Genomic DNA, 15739 nt, shown 5'->3' on the forward strand with positions numbered 1-15739 from the left:
CATGAGGACAGGATCATGTCATCAGCCACACACCCCTTCGCGGATGGCGTTCCGGTGCAGTCTCCGGCCATCCCGCTCGATGAATTCCACAGCATTCTCTTTCCCGGGCAACGGCGGCAACCGCTGATCTCCTTGCCACCGCCCTGTTTCAAGGACCTGAACCTCGACCAGATCGTCGACGCCATCACCGCCGACCGGGAGGAGTACGACCTCAAGCCGTTCTTCTACAGCCATCTGGAAGACCCGGACACCATCCGCTACCGCCAGGCAGTCATGCGCGACCTGCAAGCCCCGGCGGTCCGCGCTGTCGTCGAGGTCTTCGCCGGTTCGATGCGGGCCATGCGGAGCCATCGGGAACAGGCGCAGAAGCTCCATCACCCCAGGCAGCAGGAGCGCAGTTTCCTCGAAGCCGTCCTGACCTATTGCGATACCGTCATCCTGTTGGGGCGCGAGCTGGCGAGCCTCGCCTTCGCGTCACGGGGCCTCGCCGGGTTGCAACGCTACCTCGCCCACTACCTGGCCTCCGAAGCATTCCTGACGCTGGAGCGGGATGCCCGGCATCTGCTCGACGCACTGGGTCAGGTGACCTATTCGATGCTGATCAGGGACAACCGCATCGAGGTCCGCGAATACACCCCGACGGCCGATATCAGCATCGCCATCGACAGGACCTTCGAGAAATTCCGCCAGGGCGAGGTTCGCGACTATCTCGCACAGTTCCACGAATGGCCGAACATGAACCATGTCGAGACAGCGGTCCTCGACATGGTCGCGCAGCTTTACCCGGAGACCTTCGCCGGGCAGCGCGCCTTCTGCACAAGGCATGAGCGATTCATCGACCAGCGCCTCCGCGACTTCGACCGCGAGGTGCAGTTCTACCTGGCCTACCTGAGCCATATCGAACCGTTGCAGGCGGCTGGCCTGCCCTTCTGCTATCCCGGCGTGCGGGACGACGACAAGGCCGTCTCGGCCCGCGACACCTTCGACCTGGCACTCGCCGGCAAGCTGGTGAAGAGCGGCAGCGAGCTGGTGTGCAACGATTTCGAGCTGTCCGGCAAGGAGCGGATACTGATGGTTTCCGGGCCCAACCAGGGCGGCAAGACCACCTTCGCCCGCCTGTTCGGCCAGGTTCACCATCTGGCCTGCATCGGCTGTCCGGTGCCCGGCAGCCACGCCGAACTGTTCCATTTCGACCGGATATTCACCCTGTTCGAGAAGCAGGAACGCCCCGGCGATCTGCGCGGCAAGCTGCAGGACGACCTGCTCCGAACCCGCGATATCCTCGAACGGGCCAGCGGGCGCAGCCTGATCCTTATCAACGAGATCTTCTCCTCGACCACCGCCGCCGATGCGGCCTTCCTCGGGCAGAAGATCATGCGGCGGGTGATCGATCTGGACGCGATCTGCGTCTGCGTCACCTTCATCCACGAACTCGCGGAGATGGGCGAAAGCGTCGTCAGCATGATGAGCTGCGTCGACCCCGACGATCCCTCGCGACGAACCTTCCGGGTCGTGCGCAAGCCGGCGGACCGGCTGTCCTACGCCCTCTCCATCGCCAGGAAGCACCGCCTGACCTACGACTGCGTGAAGGAGCGGGTCCAGCCATGAAAGCCCATCTCATGTATCCGGAGCGGGACTTCGAGCCGGACAGGGAGCTTCCGCCACAGGCCGACGCGCTGACCCAGGACCTGGCCCTGGATACGCTGTTCGGCGCCATGGCCGGCGACGACAAATTCCTCCTGCAGATCGCCAGGACCGCCCTGCTCACCGCCTTCGACAACAGCGCCGAGGACGTCCGCTACCGCCAGGCGATCCTGCGCGACTGCCTGGCCAACGCCGCGACGATCCGCGAGCTGTACCGGATCGCCCTGGACGCCGTCGGCCTGGAGCACAACGTCTACCTGAGCTTCATGAGCAAGTATCCGGGCACCATCATGCACCGCTCGATGAAGCTGCTGCAGATGCAGATCGACATGCTCACGCGCCTGCGCCGCATCGCCGACAGCGAGGCCCGCCGCTTCGCCTCCGAGGGTTTCCGCAACCTGTTCCAGCTGGTACGGACGGAAATCAGCGACCAGTACTTCGCCGAACTGAACGCTCACCTGAAGCAGCTGGAACTGCGCAAGGGCTACCTGATCAGCGCCCGGCTGGGCAGCCTGAACCGTGGCATCGACTATTGCCTGCGCCAATATCCACCACTGCAAGGCTCCTGGCTGCGCCGGCTGTTCCAGAGAAAGCCGCCCGCCTACATCTACCAACTGGCCGAGCGCGACGAAACCGGTGCCACGGCGCTTTCCGAACTCAAGGATCGCGGCGTCAACCAGGTGGCCAACGCCATCGCCCAGGCCGCCGATCACATCACCGCCTTCTTCGCGATGCTGCGCAGCGAACTGGCGTTCTACATCGGCTGCATCGGGCTGCGCGAGCGGCTGGGCGAGATGGGCGCGGATATCTGCTTTCCGGAAGTCGACGATCCGCCCGAACGCCGCGAGGATTTCCAGGGGCTCTACGACATCAGCCTGGCGCTGACCATGCAGCGCCCGCTGGTGGGCAACGATCTGGCCGGCGACGGGCGCCATCTGTTCATCGTCACCGGCGCCAACCAGGGCGGCAAATCGACCTTCCTGCGCAGCATCGGCATTGCCCAGCTGATGCTGCAGTGCGGGATGTTCGTACCCGCCCGCAGGCTGCGCGCCAACCTGTGCGACGGCCTCTTCACCCACTACAAGCGCGAGGAGGACGCCGGGATGAAGAGCGGCAAGCTGGACGAGGAACTGGGCCGCATCAGCGCCATCATCGACCGCCTGAGTCCGCGCTCCATCCTGCTGTGCAACGAGTCGTTCGCCGCCACCAACGAACGGGAAGGCTCGGAAATCGCCCGCCAGGTCGTGCGCGCGCTGGCCGAGGCCGGGGTGAAGCTGTTCTTCGTCACCCACCTCCACGACTTCGCCGAAAGCCTGTACCTGGCGCCGCCCGAAGGCACCCTGTTCCTCCGCGCGGAACGCCGCGACGATGGCGAGCGAACCTTCCGCATGCTCGAAGGCCCACCGCAAGCCACGGCGTTCGGCAGGGACCTGTATGTCCAGGTTTTCGCCGAGGCGTCCCGATGAGCAGCTACCGTAGAAAGTCTGCTCGCCTACCCGTCAATCAACGAACGCCGATGAGGTGCAACCATGCAAGGCTACCTGGTGACCTTCTTTACCCATCAAAGTCGCCGCCACGGCGGCAAGCCGATCACCGACTGGATGGTCGACCTGGCCAAGGCCATGAAGCTCAAGGGCGCCACCCTCATGCTGGGCTCCGAAGGCTTCGGTCATGCCGGACGCCTGCACTCCTACCACTTCTTCGAACTGGCCGATCAGCCGGTGGAGATCTGCATCGCCGTGACCGAGGAAGAATGCGAGCGACTGTTCGAACGCCTGGAGCAGGAAGACCTCGCGCTGTTCTACGTCAAGACGCCTGTCGAACTGGGCACGGTGGGCAAGCGCAAGGCCGAACGCGACAGCACCCCAACCTGATACCTTCTGGAGAAACGCAGCATGAGCTACAACGACATCCCCGCCGGCAAGGACATCCCGGACGACCTCTACGCGGTGATCGAGATCCCGGCCAACCATGCACCTATCAAGTACGAGCTGGAGAAGTCCTGCGGGCAGATCTTCGTCGATCGCTTCCTCAGCACGCCGATGTTCTACCCGGCCAACTACGGATTCATCCCCAGCACCCTCAGCGAGGACGGCGATCCGCTGGACATTCTGGTCGTCGCGCCGTGTCCGGTCTCTCCTGGCGTGGTGATTCGCTGCCGGCCCGTCGGTGTGATGTACATGACCGACGAAGCCGGCCCGGATGCCAAGATAGTCGCCGTCCCCCACGACAAACTCAGCACGCTCTACCAGCACGTCCGGCAGTGCAGCGATCTGCCGTCGCTGCTGCTGGCGCAGATCCAGCACTTCTTCGAGAACTACAAGGCCCTCGAACCCGGCAAATGGGTGCGCATGGATCGCTGGGGTGATGTCGAGGAAGCACGCGAGGAAATCCGCAAGTCGGTGGCGGCCTACGCAACCGCGAAATGAGCAAAAGCGGCGGAGCGCCCGGCGAAATGGGCGCGCCCGATCGAATGTACGGAGAGCGTCATGGCCATTCTCATCCAGCAGATAGACGCCCGGGAAATCCTCGACTCGCGGGGGAATCCTACGGTGGAAGTGGACGTGACCCTGGAGGACGGCTCCCAGGGGCGCGCATCGGTGCCTTCAGGCGCCTCCACCGGCAGGCACGAAACGGTGGAATTGCGCGATTGCGATCCAGCGCGCTTCGCGGGCCTTGGTGTGCTGCAAGCCGTGCACAACGTCCGCAGCGAAATCGGCCCGCTGCTGCGCGGCCATGACGCTCTCGATCAGACCTCCATCGACCTGGCGATGCTGCAGTGCGACGGCACGCCGAACAAGTCGCGGCTGGGCAGCAACGCCATCCTCGGCGTCAGCCTGGCGACCGCCCGCGCCGCCGCCACGGCCTGCAATGAGCCGCTGTTCCGCTACCTGGGCGGCGACGACGCCAATCGAATGCCCGTGCCCATGTTCAACGTGTTGAACGGTGGCGTGCATGCGCATTGGCAAGGCACCGACTTCCAGGAGTTCATGCTCGTTCCGTCCGGAGCCGGCAGTTTTCGCGAGGCGCTGCGCTGGGGCGCAGAGATTTACCAGCACTTGCGCACCATCCTGGAAGCCCGGGGTTTCTCCACGGCCGTGGGGGACGAAGGCGGTTTCGCTCCACCGCTCAAGCGCAACAGCGATGCTCTCGACCTGCTGATGACAGCCATCGAGGGAGCGGGCTACCGGCCAGGTGAGGACATCCAGCTGGCCATCGATCCGGCTCCCAGCGCCTTCTACGAACACGGCCGCTACCGGTTGCACTCGGAGGGACGCCTGCTGGACCCGGAGGAGATGATCGAACTCTACGGCGACTGGGTGGAACGCTACCCCATCGTGGTGCTGGAAGATGGTCTCGCCGAGGACGACTGGGTGGGCTGGAAGCGCCTGACCGAAGCGCTCGGCAAGCGCATCGAGCTGGTCGGCGACGATCTCTTCGTCACCAGTGCCGAGCGCATTCGCCGCGGCATCCGGGAGAACGCCGCCAACGCCGTGCTGATCAAGCCGAACCAGATCGGCACCCTGAGCGAGACCCACACGACCGTGCTGCTGGCCCACAACAACGGCTGGGGAGCGATGGTTTCGCACCGCAGCGGCGAGACGGTCGACAGCTTCATCGCCGACCTTACCGTGGCCTTCGGCACCGGGCACCTGAAAGCGGGCGCGCCATGTCGCGGCGAGCGGGTGGAGAAATACAACCAGTTGCTGCGCATCGAGGAGATGCTCGGCGGCACCGCCCGCTATGCCGGCCGCCAGGCCTTCGTTCACTGAGCGGAGCGAGTCGCTGCATCGGCCGTCACGCCGGCCAGATGATAGGTCTCGTTGATGCGCTGAATGGTGAAAACCCCAGCCTCAGCCACGATCTCGTTGATACAGCAGGGCTCCTGCTTCAGTCGCCAGTAGCGTGCCAACGGCAGGCCCAGGAACTGCAAGAGCAGGACGCGGTTGATGCTGTCATGGCCCACCAGCACCAGGGTCTCGCCCGCGTGCCGTTGCAGAACCTCGTGCAGCACCCTGAGGCCCCGGGCCAGCACATCCGCCAGGCTCTCGCCACCGGGAATGGCCGCCAGGTCGGGAGACTCCAGCCAGGTGCGATGTTCGTCCGGCCAGCGCTGCCGCACCTCGTCGTGAGTCAGTCCCTGCCATTGTCCGTAGTCGGTATCGGCAAGACCGTCGAGGACGAGCGCCGAGCTGCCGGTCGCGCGTGCAATGGCCTCTCCCGTATGGATACAGCGTGACAGCGGGCTGGTGTAGATCGCATCCGGCTGCCAGCTCCCGGCAATCCGTAACGCAACCGCTTCGGCCTGGCGCTTGCCCAGTTCGGACAGGGGCAGCTCAGCGCGCCCCCGGAAACGCTCCGGTGCGATCCAGTCCACATGGCCATGTCGAGTCAGAATAATTCGCGTCACGTGATTCTCCTGTTGCAGAGTCAATATTGCAGGCTGGCTACGATGCGCTGCGGGCAGATCAGCATGTCCAGTGCGGAAAGAATGTCCAGGGCAACCAGGTCAGCCGCCCCCAGCGCAATGGACGAAGCGCCTTCCGGGCCGATCACCGCAATGCTCAATGCCGCCTTCTGCAGCATGTGCCGATCGTTGCCGCCGTTGCCTATGGCGACGACCCCGTGCATGCCCAGGGTTCGCAGATAGTCCTCCTTGGATATCGCGTGCTCCTTCTCCGAGAGCACCAGCAGGTTGACGTCCAATGCCGCGAGTTCCGCTTCCGCGCTGCCGAAGGTATCTCCGGTCACCACATGCACCGACAACTTCCTGCCGAGCACCTGCAGACGCTCGGCCACACCGTCGATCAACCGGCCATCCAGCGCCAGGGTTCCGTTGAAGTCGCAGATCAGATGCTTCAACTGCAGGTTCTTCACCCCGGGAATCTCGATTTGCAGCATATCCCCTCCTCCACGAACTCAACCGCGAATCACGGTTACGGCGCACGGCGCGTGGTCGATCACCTGGCGTGCCACCGAGCCGAGCAGCCAGCGCTCGAACCCCGAGTGCCCGCGATGGCCAATGACGATGTGGTCGATGCCGTGTTCCTCCGCGTAGCGCACGATCTGCTCCGCCGGGCGCCCCACCGCGACGTGGGTCTTCGGTCGCTCGTCGGCCGGCATGCGGCTGTAGCCCAGCAACTTGAAGGCGTGCGCGAAGTGCGCGCGGGAGCGCTCGATCACCGCCTCGGTCTCCACCTCGTCGCCGAACTCCGGCGGCTGGGCCACCGCCAGGATGTAGAGGCTGGCGCCGAAGCGCCCGGCCAGTTCGTTGGCGAAGTTCAGCGCCAGCGTCGCCGCATCGGAGGCGTCGTAGGCCACCAGAATCCGCTTGATCATCATTCATCTCCTCTGCGCCGCGTCCCGGCGCACGTCGTCACGCTGCGAAGCACCGGAGCCCGCCGCCGGCGTTTCCCCGACCTCCCCTTTTGCCTCCTCCTTGTCGCCTCGCTGCAGCAGGTGCCGCGGCAGGAAGAAGGCATTGGCAATCAGGGTCGGAATCACCGCGCTGCCGATGACCGCCGCCACCAGCGCCGAGTACTGGCCCTGGTCGATCAGCCCGTGGGACAGGCCGAACAGCGCCGAAATCGTCCCGAAGGTCAGCCCCGTGGACATCAGCAGGGTCGTGTACATCCCCTCGCGGTGCGGCGAACCGTACAGCTGGCAGACCGGGTAGACGCCGACGAACTTGCTCAGCATCTTCACCAGCAGCAACAGCAGGAAGGCCGCGGGTGCCGCCGCCAGTTCCGGCAGGGACACCAGCGAACCGGCACGGATGAAGTAGAACGGCGTGAGCAGCCCGAACGTCAGGGTGCGCAGGCGGCGGATCAGCGCATGGTCCTTGCCCACCGTGCCCGCCAGCACCATGCCGATCAGGTAGGCCGGCAGAACGGCCTCGCTGTCGGCCCAGGTGGCGATCGCGCCCAGGCCGAACAGGCAGAGCATGAGGAACTTCGCCTCCAGCTCCGAAGGCCGTCCGCCGAAGCGCCGGAAAAAGCGCGGAGTGATCCACGGCAGCAGCAGCGCGGCGAGCGTCAGCGCCGCGACGAAACTCACCGTCTTCAGGGTGAACGGCGCGAAGATCAACCCCAGCGCGACCACCGTGGCCAGGTCGGTGACGAAACAGGCGGCCAGCACCACCTTGCCGAACTCCGTGGTATTGATCTCCAGCTCCAGCATCACGGCGTAGACCACTGCCACCGAGGTCGTGGACATGGCGATCCCGGCCAGCCAGCTTGCCGGCGCCTCCCAGCCGAGCCCCCAGCGAGCCAGCGCAGCGCAGCCGAGGAACGGCACGGCGAAGCTGACCAGGCCGATGGCGGTCGCCTGTTTCCACTGCCTGCGGAACACCTGCGGGTCCAGCTCCGCCCCGGCAAGGAAGGTCAGCAGGATGGCCCCGGCGCCGGAGAGAAACCTGATCCAGCTGGCATCGCCCTGCAGCACGGCCGCACCCAGCGCCGCGCCGATGATCAACTGGGCGATGGTGCCGACCACGATCTCGGACAGCGCGGTAGCCACGCGCAGGTAGATGGACACGAGCGTCGCCAGCAACGCCAGGCCCAGCCATAGCGCTGCCTGGGTCCAGATCTCAGTCATGGCCACCTCCCGGCAACTCGCCGAAAACGGCGAACGGCAGAAGGACCAGCAGGAAATCAGGCAGGGAGCGGCGAGACGAGCGACTCGTCGCCAGCGCGCAGGCACAGGGAAATGAAGAGAAACGCGATGAGTTCATGACAGCTGTCCATGGGCACACTCATGGACAGCCCGGCAAAGCCTACGCCGCCCATGATGGGTTATGCGTAGGCATCATCAGCCGGAGGGCGGTTAAAGGAGGAATGCCATCTCCTGAGTTAACCCTAGCAGCTTGGTCGGGTTTTGCATCGCGCAGGTCGGGCGGGAACGCCTCCGGATTGGCGGGCCCGGCCGAGGGCGCTTTTTGTAGGGTGGACAACGCGAAGCTTGTCCACCGCCCTGTCGCGCTTGATGGTGGAAAAGGCTTCGCCCTTGCCGCTTTTGTAGGAGCGAGCTCTGCTCGCGAAGCTTTTGCGGGGCGGATGTTCGCGAGCAGAGCTCGCTCCTACAGGAATTAGCCTCAGCTCCGGAGCCTCCGTAGGAGCGGGCCATGCCCGCGATCGCGCGCATGGCGCGCTCCTACAAAAGACATCTCCCGGCAGCGACTTGAACGGTGCAACCCGCCACCGCCATCACCCCTTGTGCTGCAACGCCCACTCCTGCAGGGCGGCCAGAAGGCGCTGGATGTACTCGCGGGTGGCGTCGTCGGTCAGGTTGCCCTGCGGGTCGAACAGGTTCTGCGCGGTGGAGATCATCACTTCCGGCTTGTTCAGCGGGCGCATGTCGAGGAACACCATGCATTGCCGCAGGTGGTATTGCGCCCGCGCCGTGCCGAAGCGGCCGGCGCTGGCGCCGAACAATGCCACCGGTTTGCCGGCGAAGGGTTGCTCCGGTGGGCGGGAGACCCAGTCGATGGCGTTCTTCAGCACGCCGGGGATCGAGTAGTTGTATTCCGGAGTGGCGATCAGCAGCGCATCGGCGGCGCGGATCTGTTCGCGCAGGCGCTGCACCGGCTCCGGAAAACCCTGGGCGTAGACGTCCTCGTTGTACAGCGGGATGCCGCCGAGGTCCGCCATGTCGATGCGCATTCCCTCCGGCGCCAGACGCATCGCCTCGCGCAGCGCGGCGGTGTTGTAGGAGCCCTGCCGCAGGCTGCCGGAGATGCCCAGTACGTTGATTTCCTGCTGATTCGCCATTACTGCCTTCCTTCTGTCGATAAGCCGAATACAGGGGAACTCTAGACTGCAATGCCTGGGCTGGGGGCCTGTAGGTTGGCGCTGAACGCAGTGAAGCCCAACATCTGCCGGCAGTGGCACCGTTGGGCTTCGCAGGCTCAGCGCCAACCTACGGACTCCCCATCCCTCACTGCGCCGCCCACCCGACAAGATTTCCTTCGATTTCCCCGGAAAGGTAGAGAACCCCCGCCAGCACCCCGCTGTCGCGATTGCGCATCAGGTCCAGCCATTCCTCGTCGAAGGCCTGGTTAAGGTTCTTCCGCAACTGCACCGCCATCTTCGGCCGCTCGTTCTCGTTGGCCATGGCGCCGAAGCTCGCCACTCCCAGGGAAATCATCGAGCCGGCCACCCGCCCGGCCATGGCACCGATGGCGCTGGCGATGCCGCTGGTGGCGAGTTCGGATTCCAGTTTCTCGCTGGTTTCCCGCGCCACCGGGGCGATGCCGGTGTCTGACGATCCGGCCACCGCGCCGCCGGCGGCCTTGCGCACCCGTCCCAGCAACGCCTGGAACGCCGGCAGCCGCTCGACCGGGTCGGCATGCACGAGTTGAAAGAGCGAAACACTGTGCGCTGCGGGAGGCGCCAGGTCGATGGCGGGGATTTCCGAGAGCCGGCGATTGAATTGCGCCATGGGCACGCCACGGCGCTGGGGGATTTCCCGCAACTGGCCGGCGAGCACCTCGACGTAATGCTGCGTCGCCCGCGCCATGACGGCATCGGGGTCGAGTTGCCGCGAGACCGGTTTCAGCACGCGGTCGTGGTACTCCTCCTGCAGATAGACAGCCAGGCGATTGACCACTGCGTCCTTCTCTTCCCCGGAATTGAGCCTGTACCAGCCGACCTTGATGGTCAGCCATTTGCGCGTCCAGTAGCCGGTGAACCAGGGGATGTAGTCGCTCTCGGTGCGCTGGTAGACCAGGTCCATCCAGCGCTCCATGGCCTCCCGCGCGTAGTCCTCGGCCTGCGCGGCGGCGCTCTGCGATGCGGCGGCGATGTCGCTGTCGACCTGCCGCCAGGTGCCTTGCGAAACCTCCGCGGCAGGCCCCGGGCCGACCGCCCGTTCCGTCGTGACGCATCCTGCCAGCGCCACCAGCACGGCGACGATCAGGCAACGCAGACTCGACATCGCAGGCCTCCGGCAACCCGTCATTGCGGGTGCTCCGCTGCTGCGTCTGCAGCGACGGTGCCTTGAGTATAGGCCTCTCGCCGAGGCTTCCGGCGACAGAAGCCGACCATACTGTATCAACGATGAAACACCTGTTTCACCAGCGTAACGACGGGCATTTGACGGCTTTCTTTTGACGAATGTGTTTCATCGGTAATACACCTTTACTTAAGAACGAATCTAGAAAAGATATACAACCTATTAATATTTATTGAGTTTCAATGTAGGGCTCGACTCTTGCTCCTTCCCAGAGGCCTTGCTGTATCTGTGTTCGGCCGGAAGAGGGATCGCTGCCATGCTGCGCTTTGTTCGAGTTACAGCTGCTTCATTGACCTGCTTCGCCCTGCTGGGAGCAGCGGCGCTGCCCGCCTCCGCCGAGGACGGCAACATCATCATCAAGCGTGATGTCCAGCCACGAGTCGCCGTACGGGCGCCACTGGCTCCCGATCCCAACCCCACCCAGGTCAACGCCAACGTCGCTCCACAGGTCAACCGCATGCTGACCACCTCCGGCGTCAACGAACTGGGCGACGAAGAGTTCGCCAGCGTCACCAGCGGATCTGCCATGCAAGCCGCCACCACTCCTGGCGGCAACCTGGACAGCCTGACTTCCCAGGTGAGCAACTCCACGACAACCGCCAATCTGGGCGGCAATTCCATGAGCGGCGGCGGCATGGGCAACCGCATCGCCAACACCGTCAACGACAGCGTGCAGCGCGGCCTGGCGCCGCTGCAGGCGATTGGTGGGGGGAGATAAGGATGATCCGTCACTGGCTCCTGCTCCTTCTCATCGTTCCCCTTGTCGCGCTGGCCGATCACAACCACGGCCCCCAACAGGCCGTGCGGGTGCACGAGATCGACCGCAGCCTGCTCGATTCGAGCGGCATCGGCTACAACGGCGTGCTGTCGATCAACCAGGCCGCCGGCAGCTTCCAGCAGCAGAGCAATGCCCGCGCCCTTGCCATCGGCGAGACCGCCAGGGCGACCACTTCCCAGAAGCAGGAACTTGAAGTCCGCGGCGTAGACCGCTCGCTGGACGCAAGTTCGGAAATCCTCGGGCCGGCCTTTACCGGCGGCAACGGCGCGCTCGGTGTGAACCAGTCCGCAGGCGCTGCGACTCAGCAGGCCAACGCCATGAACATCAGCCTCAGTGCCGGACCGCAAGGTCTTGCGGACAGCGAGCTGGAACAGAGCGTGGCCTTCAAGCAGGACTCTGGCTCGGATGGATCGGCCATAGGGGCGCGGAGGGTCGTCACCGACGACCAGGCCTTTGCCGGCAGTAATGGCGTCGTGCAACTGAACCAGAGCGCAGGGGTGGGCAACCGTATGGCGAACACCCTGAACATCAGGATCGCGGACCGACCCTGATAACCCCTGAGAGGGGAAAAACCAAGCAGAGAGGAAAAAGAACCATGAAAACCAAACTGCTGTTGACACCGTTGGCATTCGCCCTGGCCAGCGCAATTGCGGTCAGTGGCGCCTATGCCGATTCCACCTCCACAACGGATAGCACCCAGAATCTGACCGGAAACGCAATCAATTCGGAAGACGTCAGCAATACCGCCGATGCCGAGGGCAGCAGCGCGGAAGGTAACGTGGGCATCAACTCCGCAGCAGGTGCCGGCAACCAACAGGCCAATTCGGTAGCCCTGGCCAATGACGACGAAGCGCTGATATTCGGCGCGACCGCAAATACCACATCCAACCAGACCATCGACGGGAACGATCCGGTCAATGCAGTCGTTGGCGACAACACCGCCACCTCGGGTGAAGTGAGTGGTTCGGGTAATGTCGGCGTGAACGTTGCGGCTGGATATCTGAACCAGCAAAACAACGCTCTGTCAGTTGCCAATACCACCACCAGCGGAACGTTTGACCCGGAAGATCCGCCCCAGGGCGGAACCGCTTCTGCCACCAGCACCAGCAATCAGCTCCTCTCGGCACAGGTGGTCAACTTCGAATCCGCCATCCCGGACGGCGAAGAACCAGCAACCTTCACTCCGGGTCAGGCAGCTCCGGAACGGGAAGAATCCAGAAACGGCAACCTGGTAGCTGTACCTCAGCCTGAACTCGGCTCCCTTGCTTCCGTCAACTCGGCCACCGCAGGAGCGGTGTCCTCCGCGGGTAATGCCGGTGTGAACGTTGCCGCCGGTATCGTCAACCAACAAAGCAACTCGCTGGCAATCGCTTCGAACGCGAATGCAACAGCAGCGGCTGGCAATGGCGGCGGAGGCGGAGCTCCGTAATCCTTGCCCCCAACGGGCTCCGGCCACGCCGGAGCCCTGTTTCTTTCCTTATGAGGAGATTTCCTCATGCGTGGGCTGACAGCTTTCGTACTGCTCTGCCTGACGTTCTGGACCCAAGCTGCCGAAATTCCGGTCGTGGCGTTACCGGGTGGCGGCTACGCCTACAAGGAAGTGGAAAGTATCCGTGAGCGGAGATTCCGCAGCCTGATTCCGCAGAAGACCGATTTCAGCTGCGGGGCCGCATCGCTGGCGACCATTCTCCACCAGGCATATAGCCTGCAGGTGACCGAACAGATGGTCATCGAGGGGATGCTCAGCCATGCCGATCCGGAAACGGTGCGGACCAAGGGCTTCTCAATGCTCGACATGAAGCGCTATGTCGAGTCGATCGGACTGCGCGCCCGTGGATACCGGGTGTCCGATGCGCAGTTCCGCCGCCTGCAGATGCCGGTGATCGTGCTGCTGGATGTACGTGGCTACAAGCATTTCGTGGTCATGCAACGTACCCGCAACGACTGGGTGTACATCGGCGACCCGATCCTGGGGCACAAGCGCTACGCCTTCGAGGATTTCAAGAAAGGCTGGAACGGCATCGTCCTGGCCATCGTCGGACCGGGTTACGACCGTACGAATGTCCTGCTCAGCCCGCCCGATCCATTGACGGCGCGAGACCGGATGAACGCCTTCCAACCGCTCCAGGATGCCCAGCTCATGGAGTTCGGCTTTATCCAGAGTGACTTCTTCTGATGGGAGGGGATGTCCCGGGAGGATGTTATGAAGATGCGGCAATGGTTGATCACAGGTCTGCTGGCAGCGGCCTTCCCCGTACAGGGCGAGTTGCTCAAGCCCATCGAGCTGACGGACGCGCAACTGGAGCAGTTGCGCGGACGCTTCGTCATGCCGGGACGCATCATCAGCTTCGGCGTGATCATGAGCAGCACCTGGCAAGCCGCCAACGGACAGGTGCTCGGCGGGCAGGTCAGCATGCAGATGCAGCAGGGCATGGCGATGCCGGTGTTCAACGTGTCCCTTTCCAGCAACGGCGGGCGCGGTTCGTTAGCGGCCGGCAGCGGGCAAGTGATCGGCGGCAGCGGCCTTGGCCAGGTCCAGGGGGTTTCGCAAAGCGCGCGCTCGGCAGGTGATTTCAATGTGACCCATAACGGCGTGAACATCGATGTTCGCGAGAGCTCGCAACTGGGCAGGCAACCGCACGGCAGCACCACGCTGGATACCAGCGTACGCACCAGCAGCCTCGGCGAGGTCCGTGTCGAACCGGCGGGCGGAGGTGTGCAAATGTCGATCCAGGCAGCCGGACAAGGCAGCAGCATGCAGCGGATCGGCGGCGGTAGCCTCATTCAGAGCGCCGACATCATCAGCTCGCGCAACAACGTCGAGAACCTCACCCAACTGAATGTGGTGATGAGTGACGGCGGTCCGTCGGTTAACGGTCTGAATTCGGCGATGCCGCTGGTACGCCCGGGTATGTGAGAGGTTACCCGTCCCCATCCGCAGGCCCTAGCAGAGCTGGTGCTTGTGCAGCAGGCGATAGAAGGTCGGGCGTGAGATGCCGAGCATGCGCGCCGCGCGGGTGTGGTTGTCGGCGTAGCGGGTCAGCGCATCGCACAGCGCCTGGCGTTCGGCATGCAGCTTGTACTCTTCCAGGGTATGGCGCAGCGCGCTGGTCTGCTCGATCTGGTCCAGCCCCAGGTCGGCCACTTCGATCTCCCTCCCCTCCGCCAGCACCAGGGCGCTGCGGACGCGATTGGCCAGTTCACGCACATTGCCCGGCCAGCCGTGCTCGGCCATCGCATTCAGCGCCTCCTTGCTGAAGCGCCGCGGCCGCCGGCCGGTCTCGACGCTGTAGAAGCGTGCGTAATACTCGGCGAGGAAGGGAATGTCGGCCACCCGCTCGCGCAGCGGCGCGGTGTGCACCTTGAGGACGTTCAGACGGTAGTAGAGGTCCTCGCGGAAGCGGCCGTTGCGCACCGCATCCTCCAGGTCTATATGGGTCGCCGCCACCACCCGCACGTTGACGCTGACCGGCTCGTAGCTGCCGACCCGCTCGATGTGCGATTCCTGCAGGAAGCGCAGCAGGTTGACCTGCAGTTCCAGCGGCAGGTCGCCGATCTCGTCGAGGAACAGGGTGCCGCCGTCGGCCGCTTCGATACGGCCGATCTTGCGCTGGTGGGCACCGGTGAAGGCGCCCTTCTCGTGGCCGAACAGTTCCGACTGGATCAGTTGCTCCGGAATCGCCCCGCAGTTGATCGCGACGAACGGCTGCTGCGCCCGTCCCGACAGGCGGTGCAGCGTGCGCGCCACCAGTTCCTTGCCGGTCCCGCTTTCGCCACGGATCAGCACCGGCGCGTCGGTTGGCGCCAGTTTCGCCACCAGATTGCGCAGGTCCTGGATACTCTGGCTTTCGCCGAGCAGTTCGTCATTCGGCGCGGAGGGGTGGCCGAAGCCGTCGAAGCGCGAACTCGCGGACAGGCTCGCCCGGCCCCAGGCGCGGCCAAGGGTCATCTGCACCAGGGCGTCGTCGAACGGCAGGGTGTGGAAATCGAAGAACCACTCGCGCAGGAATTCCCCCATGCCCTGCGACTTCAGCGAAGTGGCGGCGAGCACGGCGATCCACTCGGTACCGCTGCGCTGGATCATCTGCTTGATGATTTCCGGACGCTGCATGTGCGCTGGAGTAAGGCGCAACAGACCGACATCGCAGTAGCGCCCCGACAGATTGTCCAGCCGGCAACTCTCGACCAGCCAGCCTGCCGCCTGGAGATCGGGGAGAAGTCTCTGACAATCGGCGCACGGGTCCACCATCAGCAACCGTCGTTGTGATGCCGCCGTATCGAGCATGTCCGATCCCCGCGTCAATT

The 15739-nt window shown here is 64.3% G+C and carries 17 protein-coding genes and 1 riboswitch; of the genes, 10 read left to right on the plus strand and 7 right to left on the minus strand.

What is annotated here, in order from left to right; genetic code table 11:
• Positions 1 to 15: 15 nt before the first annotated feature.
• The 5 genes from JFY56_RS00735 to eno all read left to right on the plus strand — a co-directional run bounded on the left by JFY56_RS00735 (position 16) and on the right by eno (position 5417).
• The gene (locus JFY56_RS00735; protein WP_208311575.1) at positions 16 to 1608 is read left to right on the plus strand and encodes a MutS-related protein; all 1593 of its coding nucleotides are present in this window, start codon (positions 16 to 18) and stop codon (positions 1606 to 1608) included.
• Entirely contained in the window at positions 1605 to 3110 is a 1506-nt protein-coding gene (locus JFY56_RS00740; protein ID WP_208311576.1) for a MutS-related protein, read from the plus strand. Before JFY56_RS00735 ends, JFY56_RS00740 begins: the two co-directional genes overlap by 4 nt.
• 63 nt (positions 3111 to 3173) lie before the next feature.
• The gene (locus JFY56_RS00745) at positions 3174 to 3518 is read left to right on the plus strand and encodes a DUF190 domain-containing protein (RefSeq protein WP_208311577.1); all 345 of its coding nucleotides are present in this window, start codon (positions 3174 to 3176) and stop codon (positions 3516 to 3518) included.
• A 21-nt stretch (positions 3519 to 3539) separates the two neighbouring features.
• Positions 3540 to 4073 carry an inorganic diphosphatase gene (gene ppa / locus JFY56_RS00750; protein ID WP_208311578.1) on the plus strand — a complete coding sequence of 178 codons (534 nt, stop codon included), beginning with the start codon at positions 3540 to 3542 and terminating at the stop codon, positions 4071 to 4073.
• Positions 4074 to 4133: 60 nt separating this feature from the next.
• The gene (eno, locus tag JFY56_RS00755; protein WP_208311579.1) at positions 4134 to 5417 is read left to right on the plus strand and encodes a phosphopyruvate hydratase; all 1284 of its coding nucleotides are present in this window, start codon (positions 4134 to 4136) and stop codon (positions 5415 to 5417) included.
• Here eno and JFY56_RS00760 read toward each other — a convergent pair.
• The 6 genes from JFY56_RS00760 to JFY56_RS00785 all read right to left on the minus strand — a co-directional run bounded on the left by JFY56_RS00760 (position 5411) and on the right by JFY56_RS00785 (position 10578).
• Entirely contained in the window at positions 5411 to 6055 is a 645-nt protein-coding gene (locus tag JFY56_RS00760; RefSeq protein WP_208311580.1) for a histidine phosphatase family protein, read from the minus strand. The genes eno and JFY56_RS00760 overlap by 7 nt on opposite strands.
• A gap of 20 nt (positions 6056 to 6075) precedes the next feature.
• Complete coding sequence (locus tag JFY56_RS00765; protein WP_208311581.1) at positions 6076 to 6546, minus strand: HAD family hydrolase; 471 nt, start codon at positions 6544 to 6546, stop codon at positions 6076 to 6078.
• Between the two features lie 18 nt (positions 6547 to 6564).
• A complete protein-coding gene (locus tag JFY56_RS00770; RefSeq protein WP_208311582.1) occupies positions 6565 to 6984 on the minus strand; it encodes a universal stress protein in 420 nt (139 codons plus the stop codon).
• Positions 6985 to 6987: 3 nt separating this feature from the next.
• Positions 6988 to 8241, minus strand: a complete 1254-nt coding sequence (locus JFY56_RS00775) for a cation:proton antiporter (RefSeq protein ID WP_208311583.1) — start codon at positions 8239 to 8241, stop codon at positions 6988 to 6990.
• Between the two features lie 197 nt (positions 8242 to 8438).
• A riboswitch (Fluoride riboswitch) is annotated at positions 8439 to 8500 on the minus strand.
• 349 nt (positions 8501 to 8849) lie between these two features.
• The gene (locus tag JFY56_RS00780) at positions 8850 to 9413 is read right to left on the minus strand and encodes an NADPH-dependent FMN reductase (RefSeq protein WP_208311584.1); all 564 of its coding nucleotides are present in this window, start codon (positions 9411 to 9413) and stop codon (positions 8850 to 8852) included.
• Between the two features lie 166 nt (positions 9414 to 9579).
• A complete protein-coding gene (locus JFY56_RS00785; protein WP_208311585.1) occupies positions 9580 to 10578 on the minus strand; it encodes a hypothetical protein in 999 nt (332 codons plus the stop codon).
• Positions 10579 to 10912: 334 nt separating this feature from the next.
• Between JFY56_RS00785 and JFY56_RS00790 the strand changes: the two genes are divergently transcribed.
• The 5 genes from JFY56_RS00790 to JFY56_RS00810 all read left to right on the plus strand — a co-directional run bounded on the left by JFY56_RS00790 (position 10913) and on the right by JFY56_RS00810 (position 14351).
• Positions 10913 to 11374, plus strand: coding sequence for a hypothetical protein (locus JFY56_RS00790; RefSeq protein WP_208311586.1), 462 nt, complete (start codon positions 10913 to 10915; stop codon positions 11372 to 11374).
• 2 nt (positions 11375 to 11376) lie between these two features.
• Positions 11377 to 11985, plus strand: a complete 609-nt coding sequence (locus JFY56_RS00795) for an adhesin (RefSeq protein WP_208311587.1) — start codon at positions 11377 to 11379, stop codon at positions 11983 to 11985.
• 44 nt (positions 11986 to 12029) lie between these two features.
• Positions 12030 to 12863 (plus strand): hypothetical protein, encoded by an 834-nt coding sequence (locus tag JFY56_RS00800; RefSeq protein WP_208311588.1) that lies wholly within the window; start codon positions 12030 to 12032, stop codon positions 12861 to 12863.
• 66 nt (positions 12864 to 12929) lie between these two features.
• Positions 12930 to 13610: a C39 family peptidase gene (locus JFY56_RS00805; RefSeq protein ID WP_208311589.1), complete on the plus strand. Its 681-nt coding sequence runs from the start codon at positions 12930 to 12932 to the stop codon at positions 13608 to 13610.
• Between the two features lie 27 nt (positions 13611 to 13637).
• Complete coding sequence (locus JFY56_RS00810) at positions 13638 to 14351, plus strand: hypothetical protein (protein ID WP_208311590.1); 714 nt, start codon at positions 13638 to 13640, stop codon at positions 14349 to 14351.
• A gap of 27 nt (positions 14352 to 14378) precedes the next feature.
• On the opposite strand, the gene JFY56_RS00815 is transcribed toward JFY56_RS00810, so the two are convergent.
• The gene (locus JFY56_RS00815) at positions 14379 to 15719 is read right to left on the minus strand and encodes a sigma-54 dependent transcriptional regulator (protein WP_208311591.1); all 1341 of its coding nucleotides are present in this window, start codon (positions 15717 to 15719) and stop codon (positions 14379 to 14381) included.
• Positions 15720 to 15739 lie beyond the last annotated feature (20 nt).

This window comes from Pseudomonas schmalbachii (assembly GCF_017589465.1).
In the GTDB taxonomy this organism is placed as follows: domain Bacteria; phylum Pseudomonadota; class Gammaproteobacteria; order Pseudomonadales; family Pseudomonadaceae; genus Pseudomonas; species Pseudomonas schmalbachii.